Source organism: Pseudomonas syringae group sp. 243L2 (assembly GCF_032587875.1).
GTDB classification, from domain to species: domain Bacteria; phylum Pseudomonadota; class Gammaproteobacteria; order Pseudomonadales; family Pseudomonadaceae; genus Aquipseudomonas; species Aquipseudomonas amygdali.
On the sequence record NZ_JAWHPL010000021.1, the window covers coordinates 983010 to 1006742 of the forward strand.

A 23733-nucleotide genomic window follows, 5' to 3' on the forward strand; every position below is an offset into this window, starting at 1 on the left:
GGAACCCATGAAAGAAAAACCTAAACCCCTTGATGTGCTAATACAGTTCCTTGGCGACATGAATGAATGGGAAAGTAGTTTTTTTCGCGAAAAATTTTCTTTAATAGAAAAAGGTATTGATGCAAACTCATGCAGTGAAAACTATAAAAAAAAACTTGAAGAAATCTTGCAAAAACACTCAATAAAATCTCCGAAAAGCTGGGCACGATTAGAAGGTTTGGCGTGTGGAGAGCCTACAATGTATGACCCTATAAGAGACAAGGTGAAAACGGACAAAGAAAGCGATCAATCCGCTTCTTTTATCGTTGAGCAATCTATTGGACTTGAGGCAAGTTTTAAGTTCACTTTAGTCAACTCTCAATCAGGATGGATGATTAGAAAAAAAGAGACTCTACGCAGAGATAAATGGCAAAAATCGACATTTTAATTTTATTCTAACATCCTCAACTTGTTGATATTAAAAGCACAGCCATTATTCTAGATATTAAAAATCTGCTCCTTAAAAGTCAGACAAAATCACTACACTAGAGCGTAAGCCTAGAGACGGTAGAGAACTCGGTATCACTGCAGAGAAACTGACCGCCCGACGCAGGAGACCTCGCCTCAGGGCGCGCTGGCCTACGAGTACGATCCGCTCAGCAACCTGACTACGCTGACCCTTCCCACCGGCCAGCACCTGAACCACCTGTATTACGGCAGCGGTCACCTGCATCAACTGAACCTCGATGGCCAGTTGATCAGCGATCATGGAGCGCGACGACCTGCACCGCGAGATCTACCGCACGCAGGGAAAACTCACCAGTTGCTTCGGCTACGACGCCCTTGGCCGCAAGGCTTGGCAGTACGCAACCACACTGCCCGCTGAAAAACTCTCACAGATCCAGAACCCGCTCATAAAACCAGAGCGCTACGTCGAACACGCCTACAACCCGATCCGCCGCCGCTACGAGTACGACCCGGCTGGCGAACTGAGCCGCACCCTCGACAAACTGCGCGGCGAGGTCACCTACGAATACGAAGCCAACGGCCGCCTGCTTGAACACAACCCCGAAAAACGCTTCGAAGGCGAAGAATTCCGCTACGACACCGCTGGCAACCGCCTGAACTTCAACACCAACCGCTTCGACCGCGTCAAAGACAACCGTCTCAAGCAATGGAGCAACCACGAATACAAGTACGACGCGTGGGGCAACCTGGTCGAGAAAATCGTCGGCATCGTCCGCTGGCAAACCTTCACCTACGACAGCGAAAACCGCCTGGTCAAAACCGAGACCATGGCCAACAGTCAAGTGGAGAGCACCAGCAGCTACCAGTACGACAGCCTCCAAACAGTCGGATATCAAAGGCCAGAGCGACGAGAAACGCTTTCTCTGGCAGGGATTGCGGCTGCTGCGTGAAGAGGGTCCCGAGCACAGCAGCTTGTATCTCTATGAGCCTGGCAGCTACGCGCCTTTAGCCCGTGTTGATGAGAAAAAGGGCGAGTTAGAGAACAAGGTCTACTACTTCCACACAGACCAGATTGGTACACCACTGGAGATGACTGATGCCGAAGGGCAGATCGTCTGGCAGGCCAAATACCGGCCGTGGGGAGCGATTGAAAAGCTGGTGGTTAACGAGGTCGAGCAGAACCTGAGGTTTCAGGGGCAGTATTTCGATGTCGAGACAGGGCTTCACTACAACACGTTTCGGTATTACGATCCTGAGATTGGGCGGTTTATTACGCAGGATCCGATTGGGCTGAGTGGGGGGGATAATCTCTATCAATATGCACCTAATCCTTATGGGTGGGTTGATCCGTTAGGTCTATGCAATAGATTTTCGGGTGGTGCAAAAAAAATCGGAACGATTACTACCAGAACAACAAAGAACACCACTCGACTAGGTGGTAAGGCTGGTGAGCCGGGAGTGAAAATAACCTATAAAGACGGCACGGAATTCGATATGACCAGTACTCGAGTCAAAGAAACAGAACTTAACCCTTATGTACCTGGAGCAACACGCCCAATACGATATGAGAACCCTCTAGATACTAAAGGTACCAAACGAGCTCCTACTCAGCAGGAGTTGGACTGGTTTAACAGCATTAATTGGTAGGTGAAATATGATTGATTCAAAAGTCGGAGAGAGAGTGGTGGTATCTATTCACTCGGAATATGGGCCTTACATTAGAGTATCAACATATGATGACGCAGGCGCATTAGAGGATTTGTTGGACGAGAAATATTTCGTGCTGTATTGGAAATCGACACCCCCTGAGCTGCTCGATGATGGAGGGAATGAATATTATTTTGGGAATGCTGCGGACCCGGTGAAACTACAGTTTATTTTAGACTCAATTATTTTCTGATTTTCAAAAGTGGCGATGTATAGGCAAAATATATCGAGCTGTACGGGTAGAACTTTTCGATATATAAAGATGAGGCCGAATAGCCCGAGTGGATATGTGGTAGAGTATAACGTTGAAAAGGCTATAGTCGTGAATACTTCCGGAAAGTCAACCAGCATTATCAAGGTAAATATTAGAAACTGAATCATGCATGCGGCATTCACAAAATGAGATTGCGCTATGACTAATGATTTACTTAATGCCTTTTTGGAGCAGGAGTTTAACGATTCTGTCCGAGAGTTGCTTGCGACTGCTGTGAAGAAGTCTATAAAGCCAGGAGCCCAGCTCGTAATAAGAGGTTTGGAGCTCAATTGTTCGATATTCTGTTAAACTTTGAGCGTAGAACTGCTACTTTAGGGGATGTCCTATCTTCAGGCACGGATAGTGAACAGGAAATGCCACTGCCGTTTTTTAGGACTTGTGGCTTAAGTGAGGATTAAGAGATGAAAAAATGGCAGTCAAGTGCTCATTTTAATATCACGAATACAGTATCAAAGCGAGCTCACAGCCCCGATATTAATAATCTTGAAAACCATCACCCAAATGAAAGCTAAAGATATAATAGAAAAAGTCGACTTCAAAACGTACGTTTCTTCGAATCTCTGCGACCCTATCACACGTAAATTAATTAAAAAACCTAAAATATCTGATATTTCATCCTTGCTACCTCCAGAAGTATCTATCTATGATGATCAAAATAAAAACACGTTAAAATTCATTATAGAATTCAGAGCCAGCAACCTGGCAGCCCAAGGGCGCCAACTTAATGGCGCAGACCTATGTGCAGCATCGCTTGAAGCTTCAAAAGATGAGGCGTTGCGAAGCTGGGTCACCTTGGAAATAGAAAATTATCTTGTAATTTTCATAATAAACTCTGAAAGCTTTGAGATTGACGGCTGCATGTCACTAAGATAAAAACCCGAGTTCGACACAACCAAGCCCTGTAACAAGTTACAAACATCAGAACACCCAAAACTGTCAAGAAATCAAACAGTTTCAAATGCAAGCATCATCATTTGCAAAAAAATTAGCCTAGGATAGATGCCGTAATTCCGCAGCACATGCCCGTCATAAAACCGGGCCTGTTAGCGTATTCGCACCTCTTCAAAAAAAGCGTCCCTAAGGACGCTTCAGTCAAACATTCAAAGCACACTCAACGGATACTCCACAATCACCCGCACCTCATCCAGGTCCGATTCAAACGCCGTGGCACGAGTCGTTGCCTGACGCACGCGCAGCGACAGGTCTTTGAGTGATCCGGTCTGCACGATGTATTTCGCTTCGATATCGCGCTCCCAGCGTTTCTGGTCGGTCAGCGGGTTGCCTTGTGCGTCGCGGCGCATGTAGGTGCTGTTGGCGTTGGAGTAGTCGGCGTCGGTGCCTTTGCCGTAGCGGGTCATGAATGACAGGCCGGGCACGCCGAAGGTGGACATGTCGAGGTTGTAGGTGACCATCCACGAGCGCTCTTTGGGTGAGTTGAAGTCGCTGTACTGGATGGAGTTGGCCAGGTAGATGGAGTCGGACTGCCGGAGGTAGTCGAAATCGTCATCACCTTCGTTGCGCTGGTGCGAAAGCGACAGGGTGTGTGCGCCGTATTGCAGGGCGACTTTTGCACTCCAGATGTCGTTGTCGAATTCGCCGAGCAGTTTTTTGCCTTCGTCGGTGGCGTTGTAATAGTTAAGGCTGCTGGTCAGCGACAGGTCGTCAGAGAGCGGCAGCACGTAGGACGCTGAAGCGTATTTCTGATCCCAGGCGTCTTTGAGTCGGCTGGTGTAGAGGCCAAGGCTCAACCTGTCGGTGGCCTGATAGTCACCGCCGAAGTAGGCAACCCATGGAGAGTCCACGGCACCACCGTAGAAGGTGACGAAACCGTCGCGCATGTTGCTGGAAACGGGCTGGCTCATGGAGTGCAGGCGACCGCCTTGCAGGGTCAGGCCGCTGATGCTGTTGTTAACGGCGGTAACGCCGCGAAAGCTTTCCGGCAGCAGTCGGGAGTCGCCGAAGGCAACCACCGGGGTGGACGGAAACACATCGCCCACGTTGACGACGGTGTCGAAGGCTCTGGCCTTCAGTGAGCCACCTACCTTGGTGTATTCGTCACGGGCGCTGCCTTCCCCATCGACCGGCAGCACGTCGAATGCGCTGCGGCCGCCGTTGCGGCCGTCACCGGTGTCGAGCTTGATACCGATCATGGCAAATGCATCGACCCCGACGCCGAAGGTGCCTTGAGTAAAACCTGACTGGAATCGCCCGATGATGCCTTGCGCCCACGCTTCGGAGTAGCCATTGCCGGTAGGGCTGGATTCGCCGTTGCGGTGGTCGCGGTTCATGTAGACGTTGCGGTTGAGTACGGTCAGCGTGCTGCCTTCGATGAAGCCTTCTTTTTGCTCTTCGGCGAGTACGGCAGCCGGTGCGACACCGGCGAGGGTCGAACACAGGGCCAGTGATAGAGTTTTAAGTTGAGTCATGTGCGCTCCGTCCAATCGGCAGATTGTTATAAACATGTCGATCTGGCTGTTTTTATTAACCCGAGCGCTGCCAGTGGGGCACAATCTTGAAGTGGCGAAGATAACGCCGAGGTGACGGGAAGATTACAAATATGAAAGGAAGTGCATTACAGCACGCCGTTGCTCAATAAAATAAAATACGCTTTGACCGGTGTAATCAGACATTCAAGATAGGACGAAGAGCGTCCAGAACGGCATTCCCTGGTTCAAGTGCACTCCTTCTGGCGGCTGTACCGGCCTTTTCGCGAGCAAGCTCGCTCCCACGGGGGCTGGAGCACGGGCGTGATAACGATTTGTGTAGATACGGGAATAAAAAAAGCGCCCCGAAGGACGCTTAAAGATTCGCCCCGACCAAAGGAGCAGGGAGCTACCAAGGGCGAATGGGGGTGCAGCGGGTCGGGCATCAAAGGCATCAGCCTTCGGACTTGGTCGACCGCTCGGCCTTGGCGTTGTCGTCTGTGTTGACGTAGCGCTCGGCTTTGTTGCTGCTGTTCTGTTCCTTGAAGCGCAGTTCCTGTGCAAGACGCATCTTGTCAGCCGCTGTGCTTGCGTACTCGTTGCCGTCGTCGGCGAAGGCTGCAGTGGCGGACAAGGCAGCTACGGCGAAAACCATCGACTTGATCAGTTTCATCATCATTACCTCTTTCGGTGTGTAAGGAGTTCCTTAAAAGCTCAGTGCTCGTCAGGGATGAAACAAGCTTACGTCCGGGTAGCTAACAGGAAGGTGAGCAGAGGATGACAATACTGTTAGAAAGCTGACATCTGCGAGATTACCGATTTGTAATGTTTCAGCCACTTTCCGGTTAGTGCGCACTTGGTAAGGTTGAACCACATTCAAACGGAGACAAAAGAAAATGCGCACCGCCAAATCGTTGTTACTTGCTCTGGTCATTCTTTCGCCACTGAGTGCTTACGCTTACACCACTGATGAAGTCAAAGCCACCACAGTGATCAAGGAACACCAGGCCAGCGTGCAGAAATACGCCGCTATCCATAACAAGCCGATGCCGGAGATCAAGGAGTACAAATACGGAATGAAGCTCGACGTTGCCAAGGTCATTCGCAAATCCCCGGATCTGCAAACCTGTAGCGTGATGCCGAAACTGATGACCTACGAGGACTCCAAAGGCAAGTTGAACACCGTGCAGTACCAGGTCCTGAGCGGGTGCAGAAACAGCCAGTGATTCTGAACCTGCCAGGGAGGCCACCCACTGTTACATCCCCCATCAGCCCGGACCGTTATCCGGGCTGACTTTTTTGTGTCTGCAATGCCCCGCTTCTTGCGCTTTCAAGTCTGCCTCATTCACTGATTCCTGCCTTTTTTGCAACATCACCGCATCTGCGTGGTCAACGCAACCCCCACTGTGTCGTGCCGCGATGTGTCTGGACATGGATCCGGTCCATCAAACACAGGCTCGGTTACGGTGATCGAGACACTGCACTTACGGATTCTGGAATGACGGATGCTTGAACTTGCTGCTGGTTTTATCTGCCTCACTGCGCTGCTGACCTATGTGAACTATCGCTTTATCGGTCTGCCGCCCACCATCGGCGTGATGGTGACCGCGCTGATGTTCTCTTTGCTGCTGCAAGGACTGAGTTTTCTGGGCTATCCCGGTCTGGAAGATCGCGTACAACAGCTGATCGGTCAGATCGACTTCGGCGACCTGCTGATGAACTGGATGCTGTCCTTCCTGCTGTTCGCCGGGGCGCTGCACGTCAACCTTGCCGACCTGAGAAGCTATCGCTGGCCCATCGGCCTGCTGGCAACCTTCGGTGTGCTGATTGCCACCACCGTGATCGGCGCGCTGGCCTACTGGATCTTCGCCCTGTTCGGCTGGCACGTCAGCCCGCTGTACTGCCTGCTGTTTGGTGCGCTGATCTCGCCCACCGACCCGATTGCCGTGCTCGGTGTGTTGCGTACCGCCAACGCCTCCAAACCGCTGAAAACCACCATCGTTGGTGAAAGCCTGTTCAACGATGGCACGGCGGTGGTGGTGTTCACCGTTCTGCTGGGTATCGCGCAGTTGGGCGAAACGCCGACGGTTGGCGAAACCGCCCTGCTGTTCGTCCACGAAGCAGTCGGCGGTGTGCTGTTCGGCGGCCTGATTGGCTATGCCGTGTACCTGATGATCAAAAGCATCGAGCAGTATCAGATCGAAGTCATGCTGACTCTCGCACTGGTGATCGGCGGCTCGGCGATGGCCTCCGAGCTGCATGTGTCAGGCCCTATCGCGATGGTCGTGGCCGGGCTGATCATCGGCAACCTGGGGCGTAATCTGGCGATGAACGACATGACCCGTCGTTACATGGACGGTTTCTGGGAATTGCTGGATGACATGCTCAACGCACTGCTGTTTGCGCTGATCGGCATGGAGCTGTTGCTGCTGCCGTTCTCTTGGCAGCACCTGATTGCCGCCAGCCTGTTGGCCGCGGCAATTCTGCTGTCGCGCTTTGTCACCGTGGCCCCGGCTATTCTGCTGCTGCGTCGCTGGCGTAAGGTGCCGCACGGTACGATCCGCATCCTGACCTGGGGCGGCTTGCGCGGCGGTGTCTCGGTGGCACTGGCGCTGGCCTTGCCCACCGGGCCGGAGCGCGACCTGCTGCTGAGCATCACCTACATCGTGGTGTTGCTGTCGATCCTCTTGCAAGGCCTGACGATCGGTAAGCTGGTGCATGCCGTCACCCGTTCGCCTCAGGCGAAAGAGCCGGCAGAGCATTGATCAGACGGATGCAGCGGCGCGCCGGTACTCACTGGGCGTCTGCTGCATCTCCACGCGGAAATGCCGGTTGAAGTTGGACAGGTTGGCGTAACCCACTTCAAAGCAGATGTCCGACACCGACATCTCGCTGTGCAGCAGCAACCGGCAAGCCCGCTGGACCCGCAGTTTGCGCATCAGGTCGATAAAACAATGCCCGGTGGTGCGTTTGAAGAAGCGCGAAAAGCCCGGATCACTCATGTCCAGCCGTTGCGCGATGACTGACAGGCGAATATCGCTGGTCAATTCAGTCAGCAGATAATCGAACGCCTTGTTGATCCGCTCGGAACTGCGCGCATCCAGGGTCGGTGCATACCAGGTGCTGGCCAGCAGATGAGCCTCCTGCGCAGGTGCCTTCATCAGTGTATTGACCAGTTGTAGAAACAGAATCAGCCGTTCCAGACCTTGTGCCGGGCCGATCTGCTCCAGCAGTTGCGCAGCCTGCACCGCTGTTTCGCCGGTGAACTCCAACCCGCGACGTGCCTGTTCGAACAGACGCTGCAAATCGCCCAGTTCCGGCAGCGTGCCACGTAGCGCCAGCAACGCCGCGCCATCGAACTGCAACACCACGTCACGCCCGGCCAAGTGCTCGCCGGGGGCCAGATCGCCGATCCAGTCGTGGGGCAAATCGGGACCGATCAGCGCCACATGACCGGCACCGAACTCACCGATGTAATCACCGGCCACCAGCTTGCCACTGCCCTGGCGGATCAGGTGGATTTCAAATTCTGGATGGTGGTTCCAGCGGGCCAGCGAGTAGGGATAGTCGTGCTCGTACCAGCGAAAGCAGTGGTCTGGTTGCGGGAGAATAACCTCAAGCTCGGCAGGACGCTGCTCGAACAAGGCCGCTCGGCTATCAGGCACTGGATGCCCCTTTTATCGTTATGAATGCTCTATGGACACCTAAACATACGCCCTACGGCTCGGCCAGTGCTAGCTCACAATTAATCCGCCACTGGTACTTTTTTGCTTTCAGAGCGCCGCGTGGCCAGCGGTTAAAAAAGTATCAGTCGATCATTCGCCGTGCGTTTGTTCAGGCCGCAACAGGCTGCTGTAATCGAGCCGTCCACCATGGTGATTCAACCGTGGCCAACAACAAAAACAATGACTCCCGCCAGACAAGGCGCGGGGTGGAGAACACTACGATGAACATTCGGAAAACGCTTTTCCTGTCCGCAGGCGTGTCCGCCGCCCTTTTCAACCTGACCGTCCAGGCTGCCGAAACCGTGACCATCGCCACCGTCAACAACGGCGACATGATCCGCATGCAGCGCCTTTCGAAAATCTTCGAACAGCAGCATCCTGATATCAAACTCAATTGGGTGGTGCTGGAAGAAAACGTCCTGCGCCAGCGCCTGACCACCGACATTGCCACTCAAGGCGGCCAGTTCGACGTGCTGACCATCGGCACCTACGAAACGCCACTATGGGGCGCCAAGCAATGGCTGGAACCAATCACCGGCCTTGCGCCCGAGTACGAACTGGAAGACATATTTCCCTCGGTGCGGCAGGGCTTGTCAGTCAAAGACACGCTCTATGCCCTGCCCTTTTATGGCGAAAGCACGATCACCTATTACCGCACCGACCTGTTCAAGCAGGCAGGTCTGAGCATGCCGCAGCAGCCAACCTGGACCCAACTGGGTGAGTTCGCGGCGAAGCTGCATCAGCCCGACAAAGGTATTTACGGCATGTGCCTGCGCGGCAAGGCCGGTTGGGGCGAGAACATCGCGCTGCTGAGCACCATGGCCAACGCGTTTGGCGCGCGCTGGTTCGATGAGCAATGGAAGCCCGAACTGACCAGCCCGGAATGGAGCAAAGCGGCGAATTTCTACGTCGATATTCTGAAAAAGTATGGCCCGCCGGGCGTGTCGAGCAATGGTTTCAACGAAACCCTCGCGCTGTTCAATAGCGGCAAATGCGCCTTGTGGGTCGACGCCAGCGTGGCCGGCTCCTTCACGACGGACAAGGAACAGAGCAAGGTGGTCGACAGCGTCGGCTTTGCGCCTGCGCCGGTTGAAGTGACTGACAAGAGCTCATCATGGCTTTACGCCTGGTCGCTGGCGATACCGGCCACCTCAAAGCACAAGGACGCGGCCAAGACGTTCATCACCTGGGCGACGTCCAAAGCCTATATCCAGCAGGTCGCCGAGAAAGACGGCATCAGTAATGTGCCGCCTGGCACACGCGCCTCCACCTACAGCGAGGCTTACCTGAAAGCTGCGCCGTTCGCCAAGGTCACGCTGCAAATGATGCAACACGCCGACCCGGCGCACCCCTCGGCCAAGCCTGTACCCTACGTTGGTATCCAGTACGTGACCATTCCCGAGTTCCAGGCCATCGGCACCTCGGTCGGCAAGTTGTTCTCCGCTGCCGTGACTGGCCAGACCACCACTGAACAGGCGCTTAGCGCTGCACAGGCCGTCACCGAACGCGAGATGAAACGCGCCGGTTATCCGAAGTAAAGCTGCGGCCCTCAACTGTATTGGACGGATGATGAACCCATGAAACGACTTGAAGGTAAAAGCGCGCTGATCACCGGATCGGCGCGGGGCATAGGACGGGCTTTTGCCCAGGCGTATATTCAGGAAGGTGCTCGCGTAGCCATTGCCGATATCAATCTGCAACGCGCGCAAGCCACGGCGAACGAGCTGGGGCCGAACGCCTACGCGGTCAGCATGGACGTGACGGAACAGGCTTCCATCGATCAGGCCATCGCCGCCGTGGTCGCACAGACCGGCAAGCTGGATATCCTGATCAATAACGCAGCGCTGTTTGATCTGGCACCGATTGTCGATATCACCCGCGACAGTTACGAGCGGCTGTTTTCGATCAACGTCGCGGGCACCCTGTTCACGTTGCAGGCAGCAGCCAGGCAAATGATTGCCCAGGGGCACGGCGGCAAGATCATCAACATGGCCAGTCAGGCTGGTCGGCGTGGCGAGGCGCTGGTGGCGGTGTACTGCGCGACCAAGGCTGCGGTGATCAGCCTGACCCAATCGGCCGGACTGGACCTCATCAAGCATGGCATCAACGTCAACGCCATCGCACCGGGCGTGGTCGATGGCGAACACTGGGATGGCGTGGATGCGATGTTCGCCCGCTATGAAAACCGCCCGCTGGGCGAGAAGAAGAAGCTGGTCGGCGAGCAGGTGCCATACGGACGTATGGGCACGGCGGATGACCTGACCGGCATGGCGATTTTCCTTGCGTCGCCGGACAGTGAATACGTCGTCGCCCAGACCTATAACGTCGATGGTGGCAACTGGATGAACTGAGGTGGACTGCCTGCAAAGATGAGCAAGTCCGTGCAAAAAGGCCCGTCGCTGCTTCCATTGCCGGAGCGATTGGCTAAGATGCGCGGACCGCCTGTTGTCTTGGCGGCTCATCAAGGAGCACGAATGTCCACTGAAGAGGAGATCGCCATTTCCGGCGGTACACCTATGATCCCCGATCAGCGCCGGGAGCTGATGCTGCGTCAATTGCGCAAGCATCAGGTACTCAGCGTTCATCAGTTGATGGAGATGTTCGACTGCTCGCACATGACCATCCGCCGCGATATCGCCCAGCTGGAACAGGAAGGCCGGGCCTATTCAGTCACAGGTGGCGTGCGTATCGCCAGCCAGGTGCACAGCGAGCCCAGCCATCAGTCCAAGGCGGTTATAGAGCTGCCGCACAAACAGGGCATGGCGAGGCTCGCGGCGGGTTTGCTGCATCCGGACATGACGATCTATCTGGACGCAGGCACCAGCACACTCGAAATCGTCCCGCATATCATCGCGCTGTCAGGCATGACTGTGGTCACCAATGATTTCGGCGTAGTCAACGCGCTGGCCGACGCTGCGCATGTGGATGTGATTCATACCGGCGGGCTGCTCGATCATCCGAACCGCTCCAGCGTCGGCGGGCTGGCGGCAGCGACGTTGCGGCAACTGGCGACCGATGTGGCCTTCATGTCGACCAGCTCGTGGGACCTGCAACGTGGCACGACTACACCGTCGGCGCTGAAAGTCGAGGTCAAGCAGGCCGCCATGCAGTCAGCCTCGCAAACCGTATTGGTCGCGACCAGCTCGAAATACGGCACCTTCGGCATGTACAAGGTGGCCGGGCTCGAGCAGTTCGACACCATCATCACCGATGCCGCGCTGGCTGAAGCTGCTGCCGATGGTATCCGCAAGCAACGTATCGAACTGCTGCTGGCACCGGTGGGTGGCAAGCGCTAGACACTTGATACCCGCCCTGAGCTTCGGCCGGTTGCGTGTCCCGATAATCCATCAGGCATAAAAAAACCCCGGTCTCTCGACCGGGGTTTTTTATTCAGCGCGGGCTAAGTATCAAGCCTTGGCTTTCTTGGCAGCGCGGGTACGCTCGCTTTCGTCCAGGATCTTCTTGCGAAGACGGATGGACTTCGGCGTTACTTCGCACAGCTCGTCGTCCTGGATGAATTCCAGAGCCTGTTCAAGGGTGAACTTGACAGGTGGAACCAGGGCGATGGTTTCGTCTTTGCCCGAAGCACGCATGTTGTCGAGCTTCTTGCCTTTGGTAGGGTTCACACCCAGGTCGTTGTCGCGGCTGTTCAGACCAACGATCTGACCACCGTAGATTTCCTGACCGTGCTCGACGAACAGCTTGCCGCGCGCCTGCAGGGTTTCCAGGGAGTAGGTGAGTGCCTTGCCGGTTTCAACCGAAACCAGAACGCCGTTCTGACGGCCGGACATGTCGCCGGACTTCATCACGTCGTAACGGTCGAAGATCGAGGTCAGGATGCCAGCACCGGAGGTGAGGGTCAGGAACTCGTTACGGAAACCGATCAGGCCGCGGGCCGGGATGTTGTACTCAAGGCGAACACGGCCTTTGCCATCCGGAACCATGTTGGTCAGGTCGCCTTTACGCAGACCCATTTGCTCCATGATCGCGCCCTGGGATTCTTCCGGCAGGTCGATGGTCACGTTTTCGTACGGTTCGTGCTTAACGTCACCTACGCGACGGATGATCACTTCCGGACGACCAACACCCATTTCGAAGCCTTCGCGACGCATGGTTTCGATCAGTACCGAGAGGTGCAGCTCACCACGGCCGGAGACCTTGAACTTGTCGGCGGTGTCGCCTTCTTCAACGCGCAGGGCAACGTTGTACAGCAGTTCCTTGTCCAGACGTTCCTTGATGTTACGGCTGGTGACGAACTTGCCTTCCTTACCGCAGAACGGCGAATCGTTAACCTGGAAGGTCATCGAAACGGTTGGCTCGTCGACGGTCAGCGGCTTCATCGCTTCGACATTCAGTGGGTCGCACAGAGTGTCGGAGATGAACAGCTGGTCGAAGCCGCTGATGCAGACGATGTCGCCGGCAGCTGCTTCTTCAACGTCCACACGGTGCAGACCGTGGTGACCCATCAGCTTCAGGATACGACCGTTACGCTTCTTGCCTTCGGCATCGATAGCAACAACCGGGGTGTTTGGCTTGACGCGACCGCGAGCGATACGGCCAACACCGATGACGCCCAGGAAGCTGTTGTAGTCCAGAGCCGAGATCTGCATCTGGAACGGGCCGTCACGGTCAACCTTTGGAGCAGGAACGTGGTCGACGATCGACTGATAAAGCGGAGTCATGTCTTCAGCCATGTCGGTGTGTTCCAGACCGGCAATACCGTTCAGGGCCGAGGCGTAGACGACTTTGAAGTCCAGCTGTTCTTCGGTAGCACCGAGGTTGTCGAACAGGTCGAAGATCTGGTCCAGAACCCAGTCCGGACGCGCGCCTGGACGGTCAACCTTGTTGATGACCACGATTGGACGCAGGCCGGCTTCGAAAGCCTTCTTGGTCACAAAACGGGTTTGCGGCATAGGGCCGTCCTGGGCATCAACCAGCAGCAGTACGGAGTCGACCATCGACATCACGCGCTCTACTTCACCACCGAAGTCGGCGTGGCCCGGGGTGTCCACGATGTTGATGTGGTAGCCATTCCAGTTGATCGCGGTGTTCTTCGCGAGAATGGTAATACCGCGCTCTTTTTCCTGGTCGTTGGAGTCCATCACGCGCTCGTCGTTGAGCTCGTTGCGCTCAAGGGTGCCGGACTGGCGCAGGAGTTTGTCTACCAGGGTGGTCTTACCATGGTCAACGTGAGCAATGATGGCGATGTTGCGTAGATTTTCGATCACTTGTGTATCTCGATCAGAGGATTCGGTCTGCTGACTGTTTATAAGGCAGCGATTAACTATTTCGAGTCGGCAAAAGCCGTTACGGCATGACGACTGGTGTCGGGGGGCCGGTGACGCAAGCCACAGGCAAACAGCCCCGGGCACTTAGCTCGGTCGATAAACGCGCACATTGGCATGCCCCTCACTGAGCAAATGGTGAGCATGCAGGCGACTCATGACGCCTTTGTCGCAATACAAAAGGTACTGGCGCGTGTCATCCAGTGCCTTGAAACGGCTGTTCAATGCGTAGAACGGCAACGTCTGTATCTCCACGCCAGGCACTTGCAGCGGCTGGTCCTCCTGGGCATCCGGGTGACGGATGTCGATGATGACCTGACCGGCCAGCGCCTGGCTGACTTCTTCTATGTCGACATTGCGGCTCAGATCGTCGATGACCCGATCGATCGAAATCAGCTTTGCGCGTTCAAGCGCTTGCTCGAGAATCGCCATGTCGAACTGTTTTTCTTCGTACTCAACGCGATTTCGCTTGGCGTTGGTCTTCGGGTTGACCGAAATCACCCCGCAATACTCAGGCATGTGGCGGGCAAAATCGGCAGTGCCTATTTCGGTCGCCAGGTCCACGATGTCCTGCTTGTGGCTCGCAACCAGCGGTCGCAGGACCAGCTTGTCGGTCGCCGCGTCGATCAGCGACAGGTTTGGCAGCGTCTGGCTGGCAACCTGTGAAATCGCTTCGCCAGTTACCAGCACGTCGATTTCGAGACGATCAGCCACGGCGGATGCAGCGCGTAACATCATACGCTTCAAAACTACACCCATATGACTGTTATCGACTTTCTGCAGAATTTCTCCGAGAACTTCCTCGAATGGCACGCTGACAAACAGCACCCGCTGCGAACTGCCGTACTTCTTCCAGATAAAGTGAGCGACTTCCATCACGCCCAGTTCATGGGCTCTTCCGCCCAGATTGAAGAAGCAGAAGTGCGCCATAAGGCCGCGGCGCATGATCTGGTAGGCCGCAACGGTCGAATCGAAACCGCCGGACATCAATACCAGGGTCTGCTCCAGCGCACCCAGCGGGTAGCCGCCCATGCCCTGATGCTGGTCATGAACGACAAACAACCGTTGGTCGCGAATTTCCATCCGCACGACCAGATCGGGCTTTTTCAGCTCGATTCCGGCAGCGCCGCATTGCATGCGCAACTTGCTACCGACGTATTTCTCGACATCCATCGAGCTGAAATCGTGGCGACCGGCGCGCTTGCAACGCACTGAAAACATCTTGCCGGGCAGCAGGTCGGCGTAGTGCAGTTTGCACTTGGCAACGATGTCATCCATATCGCCCAACGGGTACTCGGCCACCTGCAGAAAGTTGGCAATGCCGGGCATGCAACTTAGCCGGTCCCTGATGCCCTGCAGCACTTTGGGGTCGGTCTGGCGGGTCTCCACCTCAAGGTTGTCCCATACGCCACCCACGACAATGTCCGCGTCCAGTTCACGGAGCACGGTACGAATGTTCTTGCCCAGTTGCCGGATGAATTTCTTGCGCACCGGCGGGCTTTTAATGGTGATTTCTGGAAAAACTTTAACGATTAGTTTCATGGAAACAGCGCGTGAGGTGCCGACTGAAAAAGGGGGGCGCGGATTATAGCGGAAATTGCTCAACGTTTAACCAGTTATCGTATACCCGATCATCAGCGCACCAAAAAGAGTCGACGCACCAAACTGCAGCGCCATAACGGTGCGTACTTTTCTCGGCAGACGCGTTTAAATCCCCTGAAAGCCTGCTTTTGAAGCAAAAAACCCAACACGGGGCACTGGCATGCAAATTGCTCCCTTGTGAGGCAGGTTGCCTTGGCAGAATATTCGCGCCGGCATCACCCAAATTCAAGGGACCCAGCCTATAGAAGGCGGTTCTTAGCCACCCGGAGGACACCATGTCGAAGTCGGTTCAACTCATCAAAGATCATGACGTTAAGTGGATTGATCTGCGCTTCACGGACACTAAAGGTACGCAGCACCACGTGACCATGCCAGCTCGCGATGCGCTGGAAGATGACTTCTTCGAAGTCGGCAAGATGTTCGACGGCTCCTCCATCTCTGGCTGGAAAGGCATCGAAGCTTCCGACATGATTTTGCTGCCGGACGACGAAACCGCTGTTCTGGACCCGTTCACCGAAGAACCGACCCTGATCCTGGTGTGCGACATCATCGAACCGTCGACCATGCAAGGTTACGATCGTGACCCACGCGCCATCGCTCGTCGCGCCGAGGAATACCTGAAGTCCACCGGTATCGGTGACACCGTATTCGCAGGCCCTGAGCCAGAATTCTTCATCTTCGACGAAGTGAAATTCAAGTCCGACATCTCGGGTTCCATGTTCAAGATCTTCTCTGAACAGGGTTCGTGGATGTCCGATCAGGACGTGGAAGGCGGCAACAAAGGCCACCGTCCAGGCGTCAAAGGCGGTTACTTCCCGGTTCCGCCGTTTGACCATGACCACGAAATCCGTACCGCCATGTGCAACGCTCTGGAAGAAATGGGCCAGACCGTTGAAGTTCACCACCACGAAGTGGCGACCGCTGGCCAGAACGAAATCGGCGTGAAATTCAACACGCTGGTTAAAAAGGCTGACGAAGTTCAGACCCTGAAATACGTTGTTCACAACGTTGCTGACGCTTACGGCCGCACCGCGACCTTCATGCCAAAGCCTCTGTACGGTGATAACGGTTCAGGCATGCACGTGCACATGTCCATCGCCAAAGATGGCAAGAACACCTTCGCAGGCGAAGGCTATGCCGGTCTGTCCGACCTCGCTCTGTACTTCATCGGCGGCATCATCAAGCACGGCAAGGCGCTGAACGGCTTCACCAACCCGTCCACCAACTCGTACAAGCGTCTGGTTCCAGGCTTCGAAGCACCGGTCATGCTGGCCTACTCGGCGCGTAACCGTTCCGCTTCGATCCGTATTCCTTACGTCAACAGCCCACGCGGCCGCCGTATCGAAGCACGCTTCCCGGATCCTTCGGCCAACCCGTACCTGGCCTTCGCGGCTCTGTTGATGGCTGGCCTGGACGGCATCCAGAACAAGATCCACCCTGGCGACGCAGCTGACAAGAACCTGTATGACCTGCCGCCTGAAGAGGCCAAAGAGATCCCACAAGTTTGCGGCAGCCTGAAAGAAGCGCTGGAAGAACTGGACAAGGGCCGTGCGTTCCTGACCAAAGGCGGCGTATTCAGCGACGACTTCATCGACGCTTACATCGCACTGAAAAGCGAAGAAGAAATCCGCGTTCGTACCTTCGTACACCCACTGGAATACGAGCTGTACTACAGCTGCTGATCCAGCCACGCCAGCGTTGATGGCGTAACAAGAGACCTCCTTCGGGAGGTTTCTTTGTTTCTGAGGACCGATTTTTTATTTTGTGCAATAACGGGATACCGCATCAGAAAAAAAATACCGGGCAAACTTCTGGCTCGAATTTCAGCCAGCAAGGCCATCCCGACATGCCCTACAGACTTCTGATCACAGCTGCCCTGATAGCACTGACAGGCAACGCCGTTGCCCAACAGGCAAGCCCCACCGTCGAATCCCGTGTTCTGCTGAAAAGCAAAACTTCCTGGGATGGCACGCCTTACATTGCCTACCCCAAAGGCCAGCCCGAGCTGACCGTTCTGAAAATCAACATTCCTGCAAACACCGCGCTGAAATGGCATAGCCATCCGATCCCCAACGCCGCCTACGTGGCCTCAGGAGAAATCACCGTCGAAAAACGGGACAGCAACAAGGAAATCCGCCTGAAAAAAGGCGACGCACTCGCAGAGAGGGTTGATATCGTGCACCGCGGCAAGACGGGCGACACACCGGTCGAACTTATCGTCTTCTACGCCGCGACAGAAGCAACGCCGTTGTCGCAATAAGCTCTCACCAGCACGTACGCGGAATGCAGCCTTGCAACGTGAAATTCTTTTCACCACCGGGCACTGGCTGCATACCCAAGAATCGGGCTTAACTCTGAACCCGCCCCGATCAATATGGAGTTGAATATGCGCCTGCTTCTGGCCTCTTCCCTGCTGACCCTGACGTGCATGTCTTCCTGCTTCGCCTTCGCCGCCGAGCAGAAGCCCTCTGCTATCGAGCCGCTGTTGCAAGCCATCAGCGAGCGCCTGTCCATCGCCGATCAGGTTGCCCTGAGCAAATGGGACAGCGGCAAGGCGGTAGAGGACCCGCCACGCGAACAGCAAGTGATCAGCGCAGCGCAGGCCCGCGCTGCCGAGTTCAAGCTCAACCCCGATGATGTTCAACGTCTGTTCCGCGCCCAGATCGAAGCCAATAAACAGGTGCAGAACGCCCTGCTCGCCCAGTGGCACGCGGCAGGCAAAGCGCCCGACACGGTCAGACTCAGCCTGGTCGATGACATCCGTCCGAAGCTGGATCGCCTGCAAACCCAGCTGCTGCAGGCATATGCCGACTTCCAGCCACTGCGCAAGACCGAAGACTGCAGGATCAAGCTGGATATGGCGCTCAAGCGTTATCAGACCGACCCGATTCATGATCAGGCGCTGGTACTGGCCACCGCCGATCTTTGCTCGGCAAACCTCTGACACATCAGGCGGGTAGCGCAGCATAGGGCGATGTGTTCTATGCTGACGGCCAATTGTGCCATTGCTGCCGAGAGTCTCATGCGTCAAAGCCTGATTTGCCTGCTGCTGTTGATCAGCCTGCCTGCCTTGGCGCAGATCTATAAGTACACCGATGCGAACGGCAACACTGCGTTCAGCAATCAGCCACCCAACGGCACCAAAACCGAAGTGGTCGAGCTGCCGCCACTCAACAGTATAGAAACGCAGACGCCCGCCAGACCGGTCGTCAACAGCACCCCGCAACCAGCCCCTGCACAACCTCAGCCACAGCCACAGCCACAAACGGCCTACGACGTACTGGAACTGACGGACCTGCCAGCCGATGAAGCATTACGTGCCAACAACGGCACGTTCATCATTGGCGTGAAGATCCAGCCGCGTCTGCAACCGACTCACAGCCTGCAACTGCTGCTGGACGGCAACCTGTACGGGCAGCCCTCCAACCTGCCGCGCTTTCAAGTGGTCAACATCGATCGCGGCGAGCACAGTTTCGCGGTAGTGGTGAAAGACGGCGAGCGGATCATTCAGCAGAGCGAGACCATTACGCTGACCATTCAACGCGTGCACCTCGGCAAACCATGAACAGACACAGAATGCACAGCGCGCTGATCTGCTTGCTGCTGCTGATAGCGCTGCCAGCCGCTGCCGACGTCTATACCTACATCGACGCGCAAGGCAATCGGGTGTTTACCGACCAGCCGCGCAAGAACGCCACACGCGTTGATATTCCACCCAGCAACAACATGACCGGCACCCCGCCGACCCGAACCCTGAAAGCGCACCCCGCCAAACCCGCCGTGCAGCCCATGTTTCATTATCAACTGCTGAGAATTCTCGTGCCCGAGCCGGACGCCACGCTGGTCAATCCCAGTGGCGATCTGATCGTTACCGTCACCAGCGAACCGGTTTTACAGCCGGGTCACAGCTACCGGCTATTGCTGGATGGCGTTGCCGTCGGCGAGGCCGGACGCAGCCCTGTCTTCCCGCTGAGCAATGTGGATCGGGGCACGCATCAATTATCGGTAGAGATTTTCGACGAACTTGGCCGTGTCCTGGAAAAAACGCCGATCCAGCCGTTTCACGTGCAGCGCATTTCCCTCGCGCAAAAGCGCGCGACTCATCCCTGCAAGGAGGATGACTACGGCGTGCGCCCGGAGTGTCCGCTCAAGGACAAGCCCGAGCCTAAAAGCAGCATCCTGCCTTTCTTCTGATCCTCGACAACGCAGAAGCACCTTTTTGGTGCGACGCCTGCACGCCCGCGCAACAATACAGTCCAATTTGGTTCAGGAACGCACTGAAAGTAGCGCCGTATGCGGGCACTCGCTCGAAAAACGGCCCGATTTTGCAGATAAAGCGCTTCTTTTCGGAGCCTTGGTTTGGTTTTTGCAACTTCACTGAGACAGCACCGTATTGGTGGCCTTGCTCCTGCTGGCGCAGACCAACCAGCACCAGCATTGCGCAACTGCAATGTGCCAAAAGAGGTCAACACGATTCATGACTATCAGCGACGCGCTGCACAGACTGTTACTGGATAACCTGACCACTGCCACCATTCTGCTCAACGCCGACCTGCGACTTGAGTACATGAACCCGGCAGCGGAAATGCTGCTCGCCATCAGCGGGCAGCGCAGCCATGGGCAATTCATCAGCGAGCTGTTCACCGAGTCGGCTGAGGCACTGAGTTCGCTGCGTCAGGCAGTGGAACAGGCTCATCCTTTCACCAAGCGCGAAGCGATGCTCACCGCACTGACCGGTCAGACACTGACTGTCGACTATGCCGTGACGCCGATTCTCAGCAAGGGCGATACCCTGCTGCTGCTTGAAGTGCACCCACGTGACAGGTTGCTGCGCATTACCAAGGAAGAGGCCCAGTTGTCAAAGCAGGAAACCACCAAGATGCTGGTGCGTGGCCTGGCTCACGAAATAAAGAATCCGCTGGGCGGCATTCGCGGCGCCGCACAGCTGCTGGCCCGCGAGCTGCCTGAAGAAAGCCTCAAGGATTACACCAACGTCATCATCGAAGAGGCCGACCGTTTGCGTAATCTGGTCGACCGTATGCTGGGCTCCAACAAGCTGCCGTCGCTGGCGATGACCAACGTGCACGAAGTGCTTGAACGAGTGTGCAGCCTGGTCGAGGCCGAAAGTCAGGGCTGCATCACGCTGGTGCGCGACTATGACCCAAGCATTCCCGACGTCTTGATCGACCGCGAGCAAATGATCCAGGCCGTGCTCAATATCGTGCGCAACGCCATGCAGGCCATCAGCGGCCAGAACGAATTGCGCCTGGGACGAATCACCCTGCGCACCCGCGCCATGCGCCAGTTCACTATCGGCCACGTTCGCCATCGGCTGGTCAGCAAGATCGAAATCATCGACAACGGCCCCGGTATTCCGGCCGAACTTCAGGAAACCATTTTTTACCCGATGGTCAGTGGCCGCCCGGATGGCACAGGGCTCGGTCTTGCCATTACCCAGAACATCATCAGCCAGCACCAAGGCCTGATCGAGTGTGACAGCCATCCCGGCCACACCACGTTCTCGATCTTCCTGCCGCTGGAACAAGGAGCAGCTTCGACATGAGCCGTAGTGAAACTGTCTGGATCGTAGACGACGATCGTTCTATCCGCTGGGTACTGGAAAAGGCCTTGCAACAGGAAGGCATGACCACGCAGAGCTTCGATAGCGCCGACGGGGTGATGAGCCGTCTGGCCCGTCAGCAGCCGGACGTGATCATTTCCGACATCCGCATGCCCGGTGCCAGTGGTCTGGACCTGCTGGCGCGGATTCGCGAGCAGCATCCGCGTCTGCCGGTGATCATCATGACCGCCCATTCGGACCTGGACAGTGCCGTGGCGTCTTATCAGGGTGGTGCGTTCGAGTACCTGCCCAAGCCGTTCGACGTCGATGAAGCCGTCTCGCTGGTCAAACGCGCCAATCAGCACGCCCAGGAACAGCAAGGCCTGGACGTCGCACCGACCCTGACCCGCACCCCTGAAATCATTGGCGAAGCGCCCGCGATGCAGGAAGTGTTTCGCGCTATCGGGCGCCTGAGCCACTCCAACATCACTGTTCTGATTAACGGTGAATCGGGGACCGGTAAAGAGTTGGTCGCTCATGCACTGCACCGCCACAGCCCGCGTTCGGCCTCGCCGTTCATTGCGCTGAACATGGCGGCGATTCCCAAGGACTTGATGGAATCGGAGCTGTTCGGCCACGAAAAAGGCGCATTCACCGGCGCGGCCAACCTGCGTCGCGGTCGTTTTGAACAGGCCGACGGCGGCACGCTGTTTCTCGATGAAATCGGCGATATGCCAGCCGACACCCAGACCCGTCTGCTGCGCGTGCTGGCCGATGGCGAGTTCTACCGGGTAGGCGGGCACACGCCGGTCAAGGTCGACGTGCGCATCATTGCCGCCACCCACCAGAACCTGGAAACCCTGGTACAGGCCGGCAAGTTCCGTGAGGACTTGTTCCATCGCCTGAACGTGATCCGTATCCACATTCCGCGCATGTCGGACCGCCGCGAAGACATCCCGACCCTGGCCAAGCACTTCCTCAGCCGCGCGGCTCAGGAACTGGCAGTCGAACCCAAGCTGCTCAAGGCCGAGACCGAGGAATACCTCAAGCATCTGCCGTGGCCTGGCAACGTGCGACAGCTGGAAAACACTTGCCGCTGGATCACGGTCATGGCCTCGGGTCGTGAAGTGCACATCAGCGATCTGCCACCAGAACTGCTGAGCCTGCCGCAGGACGCCGCCCCGGTCACCAACTGGGAACAGGCGCTGCGTCAGTGGGCCGACCAGGCGTTGTCTCGCGGTCAGTCCAGCCTGCTGGACAGCGCTGTACCGACTTTCGAGCGGATCATGATCGAAACCGCCCTCAAGCACACCGCCGGCCGCCGCCGCGACGCCGCCGTGCTGCTGGGCTGGGGCCGCAACACCTTGACCCGCAAGATCAAGGAACTGGGCATGAAGGTCGACGGCGGGGATGACGACGAGGCTGACGAGGGCTGAGTGGTTATATGATGGTCATTGGTGCCAATGCTCCGCATTGGCGTGCATTTCGAAACACTCTGCGCCGCGCCTACTATTCAAGGCAGGACGCAGAGCGTCCAGAACTGCATTCCCACGCGGAGCGTGGGAACGATAGTCATCTCAGGAATTGCGTGTAACGCGCAGCTCAGCACCGCATCACTCAGCCAGTGATGGTTTTTCCCACAGGTTGATTCCGCCTTCCACCGCAAAGCTGTCGATCTCGGCCAGTTCTTCCGAGCTGAACGCCAGGTTCTTCAGTGCGCCGACGTTTTCGATGATCTGCTCGGGACGGCTCGCACCGATCAGCGCTGACGTCACGCGCGGGTCACGCAGCGTCCAGGCCAGGGCCATTTGTGCCAGGCTCTGACCACGACGCTGGGCAATTTCGTTGAGCGCACGCACGTGGGCGATGTTCTGCTCGGAAAGGTGCGAAGCCTGCAACGAGCCGCCGCCCGGACGATTGACCCGCGCATCCTTGGGCACGCCGTTCAGGTACTTGTCCGACAGCAGCCCTTGGGCCAGCGCAGTAAACGCGATCACGCCAGCGCCCAGCTCTTCAGTCGCGTCGAGCAGGTCTTTCTCGACCCAGCGGTTGAGCAGGTTGTAAGCCGGCTGGTGAATCAGCAACGGCACTTTCCACTCTTTGAGCAGCGCCGCTATTTCGCGGGTCTTGGCCCCGGAATACGACGAGATGCCGATATACAAAGCCTTGCCCTGCTGCACTGCCGTAGCCAGCGCGCTGGCGGTTTCTTCCAGCGGGGTGTCCGGATCGAAACGGTGGGAATAGAAAATGTCGACGTAATCCAGGCCCATGCGCTGCAGGCTCTGATCGAGGCTGGCGAGCACGTATTTGCGCGAACCACCGCCCTGCCCGTACGGCCCTGGCCACATGTCCCAGCCAGCCTTGCTGGAGATGATCAGTTCATCGCGGTAGTGCTTGAAGTCTTCGCGCAGCAGGCGACCGAAGTTGATCTCGGCGCTGCCGTAGGGCGGGCCATAGTTGTTGGCCAGGTCGAAATGGTTGATGCCCAGATCGAACGCCGTGCGCAGCATGGCGCGCTGGGTGTCGATCGGCGTGCTGTCACCGAAGTTGTGCCACAGGCCGAGCGACAGCGCCGGAAGCACCAGCCCACTGCGGCCGGTACGGCGATAAGGCATGTCGTTGTAACGATTTTCGGCAGCGATGTAAGTCATTGAATCCTCTCTTGTCTGGGGGATATTCGAGGCGTCTTGCGGTGCGTTGGCGAGCCAGA

21 protein-coding genes and 1 pseudogene are annotated in these 23733 nt (G+C 56.5%); 16 read left to right on the forward strand and 6 right to left on the reverse strand.

Annotation, left to right across the window (positions count from 1 at the left end; genetic code table 11):
* Positions 1-7 precede the first annotated feature (7 nt).
* The 4 genes and pseudogenes from RYB66_RS17380 (at position 8) to RYB66_RS17395 (ending at position 3301) form a co-directional block, all read left to right on the forward strand.
* Positions 8-427, forward strand: coding sequence for an NTF2 fold immunity protein (locus RYB66_RS17380; RefSeq protein ID WP_005772187.1), 420 nt, complete (start codon positions 8-10; stop codon positions 425-427).
* Positions 428-530: 103 nt separating this feature from the next.
* Positions 531-2094 (forward strand): annotated as a pseudogene (locus RYB66_RS17385) (RHS repeat domain-containing protein); the annotation flags it as partial.
* Between the two features lie 7 nt (positions 2095-2101).
* Positions 2102-2347, forward strand: a complete 246-nt coding sequence (locus RYB66_RS17390) for a hypothetical protein (RefSeq protein WP_080725948.1) — start codon at positions 2102-2104, stop codon at positions 2345-2347.
* 564 nt (positions 2348-2911) lie between these two features.
* Positions 2912-3301 (forward strand): hypothetical protein, encoded by a 390-nt coding sequence (locus RYB66_RS17395; RefSeq protein ID WP_183134543.1) that lies wholly within the window; start codon positions 2912-2914, stop codon positions 3299-3301.
* Between the two features lie 227 nt (positions 3302-3528).
* On the opposite strand, the gene RYB66_RS17400 is transcribed toward RYB66_RS17395, so the two are convergent.
* Together RYB66_RS17400 and RYB66_RS17405 are read right to left on the reverse strand one after the other, a co-directional pair.
* Positions 3529-4854 (reverse strand): OprD family porin, encoded by a 1326-nt coding sequence (locus RYB66_RS17400; RefSeq protein ID WP_316894973.1) that lies wholly within the window; start codon positions 4852-4854, stop codon positions 3529-3531.
* 451 nt (positions 4855-5305) lie between these two features.
* Positions 5306-5530, reverse strand: a complete 225-nt coding sequence (locus RYB66_RS17405) for a hypothetical protein (RefSeq protein WP_004663296.1) — start codon at positions 5528-5530, stop codon at positions 5306-5308.
* Between the two features lie 217 nt (positions 5531-5747).
* Between RYB66_RS17405 and RYB66_RS17410 the strand changes: the two genes are divergently transcribed.
* Positions 5748-6077, forward strand: coding sequence for a DUF2790 domain-containing protein (locus tag RYB66_RS17410; protein ID WP_004663292.1), 330 nt, complete (start codon positions 5748-5750; stop codon positions 6075-6077).
* A gap of 279 nt (positions 6078-6356) precedes the next feature.
* Positions 6357-7616: a cation:proton antiporter gene (locus RYB66_RS17415; RefSeq protein ID WP_004654928.1), complete on the forward strand. Its 1260-nt coding sequence runs from the start codon at positions 6357-6359 to the stop codon at positions 7614-7616.
* Here the strand turns inward: RYB66_RS17415 and RYB66_RS17420 are convergent, their stop codons facing one another.
* Positions 7617-8516 carry an AraC family transcriptional regulator gene (locus RYB66_RS17420; RefSeq protein ID WP_029240989.1) on the reverse strand — a complete coding sequence of 300 codons (900 nt, stop codon included), beginning with the start codon at positions 8514-8516 and terminating at the stop codon, positions 7617-7619. It lies immediately after the preceding gene.
* 281 nt (positions 8517-8797) lie between these two features.
* Between RYB66_RS17420 and RYB66_RS17425 the strand changes: the two genes are divergently transcribed.
* The 3 genes from RYB66_RS17425 to RYB66_RS17435 all read left to right on the forward strand — a co-directional run bounded on the left by RYB66_RS17425 (position 8798) and on the right by RYB66_RS17435 (position 11872).
* The gene (locus tag RYB66_RS17425; protein WP_316894975.1) at positions 8798-10114 is read left to right on the forward strand and encodes a sugar ABC transporter substrate-binding protein; all 1317 of its coding nucleotides are present in this window, start codon (positions 8798-8800) and stop codon (positions 10112-10114) included.
* A gap of 39 nt (positions 10115-10153) precedes the next feature.
* A complete protein-coding gene (locus RYB66_RS17430) occupies positions 10154-10927 on the forward strand; it encodes an L-iditol 2-dehydrogenase (protein WP_005781515.1) in 774 nt (257 codons plus the stop codon).
* Positions 10928-11050: 123 nt separating this feature from the next.
* Positions 11051-11872: a DeoR/GlpR family DNA-binding transcription regulator gene (locus RYB66_RS17435; RefSeq protein ID WP_002555713.1), complete on the forward strand. Its 822-nt coding sequence runs from the start codon at positions 11051-11053 to the stop codon at positions 11870-11872.
* A gap of 111 nt (positions 11873-11983) precedes the next feature.
* On the opposite strand, the gene typA is transcribed toward RYB66_RS17435, so the two are convergent.
* Positions 11984-13804 (reverse strand): translational GTPase TypA, encoded by a 1821-nt coding sequence (gene typA, locus RYB66_RS17440; RefSeq protein WP_002555714.1) that lies wholly within the window; start codon positions 13802-13804, stop codon positions 11984-11986.
* Positions 13805-13948: 144 nt separating this feature from the next.
* Positions 13949-15403 (reverse strand): tRNA uracil 4-sulfurtransferase ThiI, encoded by a 1455-nt coding sequence (thiI, locus tag RYB66_RS17445; RefSeq protein ID WP_004654939.1) that lies wholly within the window; start codon positions 15401-15403, stop codon positions 13949-13951.
* 335 nt (positions 15404-15738) lie between these two features.
* On the opposite strand from thiI, the gene glnA reads away from it, so the two are divergent.
* From glnA to ntrC, 7 genes are all read left to right on the forward strand, one after another.
* Positions 15739-17145, forward strand: coding sequence for a glutamate--ammonia ligase (gene glnA / locus RYB66_RS17450; RefSeq protein WP_002555716.1), 1407 nt, complete (start codon positions 15739-15741; stop codon positions 17143-17145).
* 164 nt (positions 17146-17309) lie between these two features.
* Entirely contained in the window at positions 17310-17723 is a 414-nt protein-coding gene (locus RYB66_RS17455) for a cupin domain-containing protein (RefSeq protein ID WP_057404925.1), read from the forward strand.
* Between the two features lie 126 nt (positions 17724-17849).
* Entirely contained in the window at positions 17850-18407 is a 558-nt protein-coding gene (locus RYB66_RS17460; protein WP_054996175.1) for a chorismate mutase, read from the forward strand.
* Positions 18408-18485: 78 nt separating this feature from the next.
* The gene (locus tag RYB66_RS17465) at positions 18486-19028 is read left to right on the forward strand and encodes a DUF4124 domain-containing protein (protein WP_080900655.1); all 543 of its coding nucleotides are present in this window, start codon (positions 18486-18488) and stop codon (positions 19026-19028) included.
* An 11-nt stretch (positions 19029-19039) separates the two neighbouring features.
* Positions 19040-19657, forward strand: a complete 618-nt coding sequence (locus RYB66_RS17470; RefSeq protein WP_029241094.1) for a DUF4124 domain-containing protein — start codon at positions 19040-19042, stop codon at positions 19655-19657.
* A gap of 283 nt (positions 19658-19940) precedes the next feature.
* Complete coding sequence (gene glnL, locus RYB66_RS17475; RefSeq protein ID WP_002555720.1) at positions 19941-21026, forward strand: nitrogen regulation protein NR(II); 1086 nt, start codon at positions 19941-19943, stop codon at positions 21024-21026.
* Positions 21023-22459 carry a nitrogen regulation protein NR(I) gene (ntrC, locus tag RYB66_RS17480; protein WP_002555721.1) on the forward strand — a complete coding sequence of 479 codons (1437 nt, stop codon included), beginning with the start codon at positions 21023-21025 and terminating at the stop codon, positions 22457-22459. Before glnL ends, ntrC begins: the two co-directional genes overlap by 4 nt.
* Positions 22460-22636: 177 nt before the next feature.
* On the opposite strand, the gene mgrA is transcribed toward ntrC, so the two are convergent.
* Positions 22637-23674, reverse strand: coding sequence for an L-glyceraldehyde 3-phosphate reductase (mgrA, locus tag RYB66_RS17485; protein WP_316894977.1), 1038 nt, complete (start codon positions 23672-23674; stop codon positions 22637-22639).
* Positions 23675-23733: the final 59 nt, after the last annotated feature.

Excerpts from the sequence above, each read along its gene's own strand:
- RYB66_RS17400 (WP_316894973.1), bottom strand. The coding sequence starts at position 4,854 with ATGACTCAACTTAAAACTCTATCACTGGCCCTGTGTTCGACCCTCGCC.
- RYB66_RS17455 (WP_057404925.1), top strand. The coding sequence starts at position 17,310 with ATGCCCTACAGACTTCTGATCACAGCTGCCCTGATAGCACTGACAGGC.
- RYB66_RS17435 (WP_002555713.1), top strand. The coding sequence starts at position 11,051 with ATGTCCACTGAAGAGGAGATCGCCATTTCCGGCGGTACACCTATGATC.
- mgrA (WP_316894977.1), bottom strand. The coding sequence starts at position 23,674 with ATGACTTACATCGCTGCCGAAAATCGTTACAACGACATGCCTTATCGC.
- thiI (WP_004654939.1), bottom strand. The coding sequence starts at position 15,403 with ATGAAACTAATCGTTAAAGTTTTTCCAGAAATCACCATTAAAAGCCCG.
- ntrC (WP_002555721.1), top strand. The coding sequence starts at position 21,023 with ATGAGCCGTAGTGAAACTGTCTGGATCGTAGACGACGATCGTTCTATC.
- glnL (WP_002555720.1), top strand. The coding sequence starts at position 19,941 with ATGACTATCAGCGACGCGCTGCACAGACTGTTACTGGATAACCTGACC.
- RYB66_RS17405 (WP_004663296.1), bottom strand. The coding sequence starts at position 5,530 with ATGATGATGAAACTGATCAAGTCGATGGTTTTCGCCGTAGCTGCCTTG.
- RYB66_RS17410 (WP_004663292.1), top strand. The coding sequence starts at position 5,748 with ATGCGCACCGCCAAATCGTTGTTACTTGCTCTGGTCATTCTTTCGCCA.
- RYB66_RS17470 (WP_029241094.1), top strand. The coding sequence starts at position 19,040 with ATGCACAGCGCGCTGATCTGCTTGCTGCTGCTGATAGCGCTGCCAGCC.
- RYB66_RS17390 (WP_080725948.1), top strand. The coding sequence starts at position 2,102 with ATGATTGATTCAAAAGTCGGAGAGAGAGTGGTGGTATCTATTCACTCG.
- RYB66_RS17415 (WP_004654928.1), top strand. The coding sequence starts at position 6,357 with ATGCTTGAACTTGCTGCTGGTTTTATCTGCCTCACTGCGCTGCTGACC.
- RYB66_RS17465 (WP_080900655.1), top strand. The coding sequence starts at position 18,486 with ATGCGTCAAAGCCTGATTTGCCTGCTGCTGTTGATCAGCCTGCCTGCC.
- glnA (WP_002555716.1), top strand. The coding sequence starts at position 15,739 with ATGTCGAAGTCGGTTCAACTCATCAAAGATCATGACGTTAAGTGGATT.
- RYB66_RS17380 (WP_005772187.1), top strand. The coding sequence starts at position 8 with ATGAAAGAAAAACCTAAACCCCTTGATGTGCTAATACAGTTCCTTGGC.
- RYB66_RS17460 (WP_054996175.1), top strand. The coding sequence starts at position 17,850 with ATGCGCCTGCTTCTGGCCTCTTCCCTGCTGACCCTGACGTGCATGTCT.
- RYB66_RS17430 (WP_005781515.1), top strand. The coding sequence starts at position 10,154 with ATGAAACGACTTGAAGGTAAAAGCGCGCTGATCACCGGATCGGCGCGG.
- RYB66_RS17425 (WP_316894975.1), top strand. The coding sequence starts at position 8,798 with ATGAACATTCGGAAAACGCTTTTCCTGTCCGCAGGCGTGTCCGCCGCC.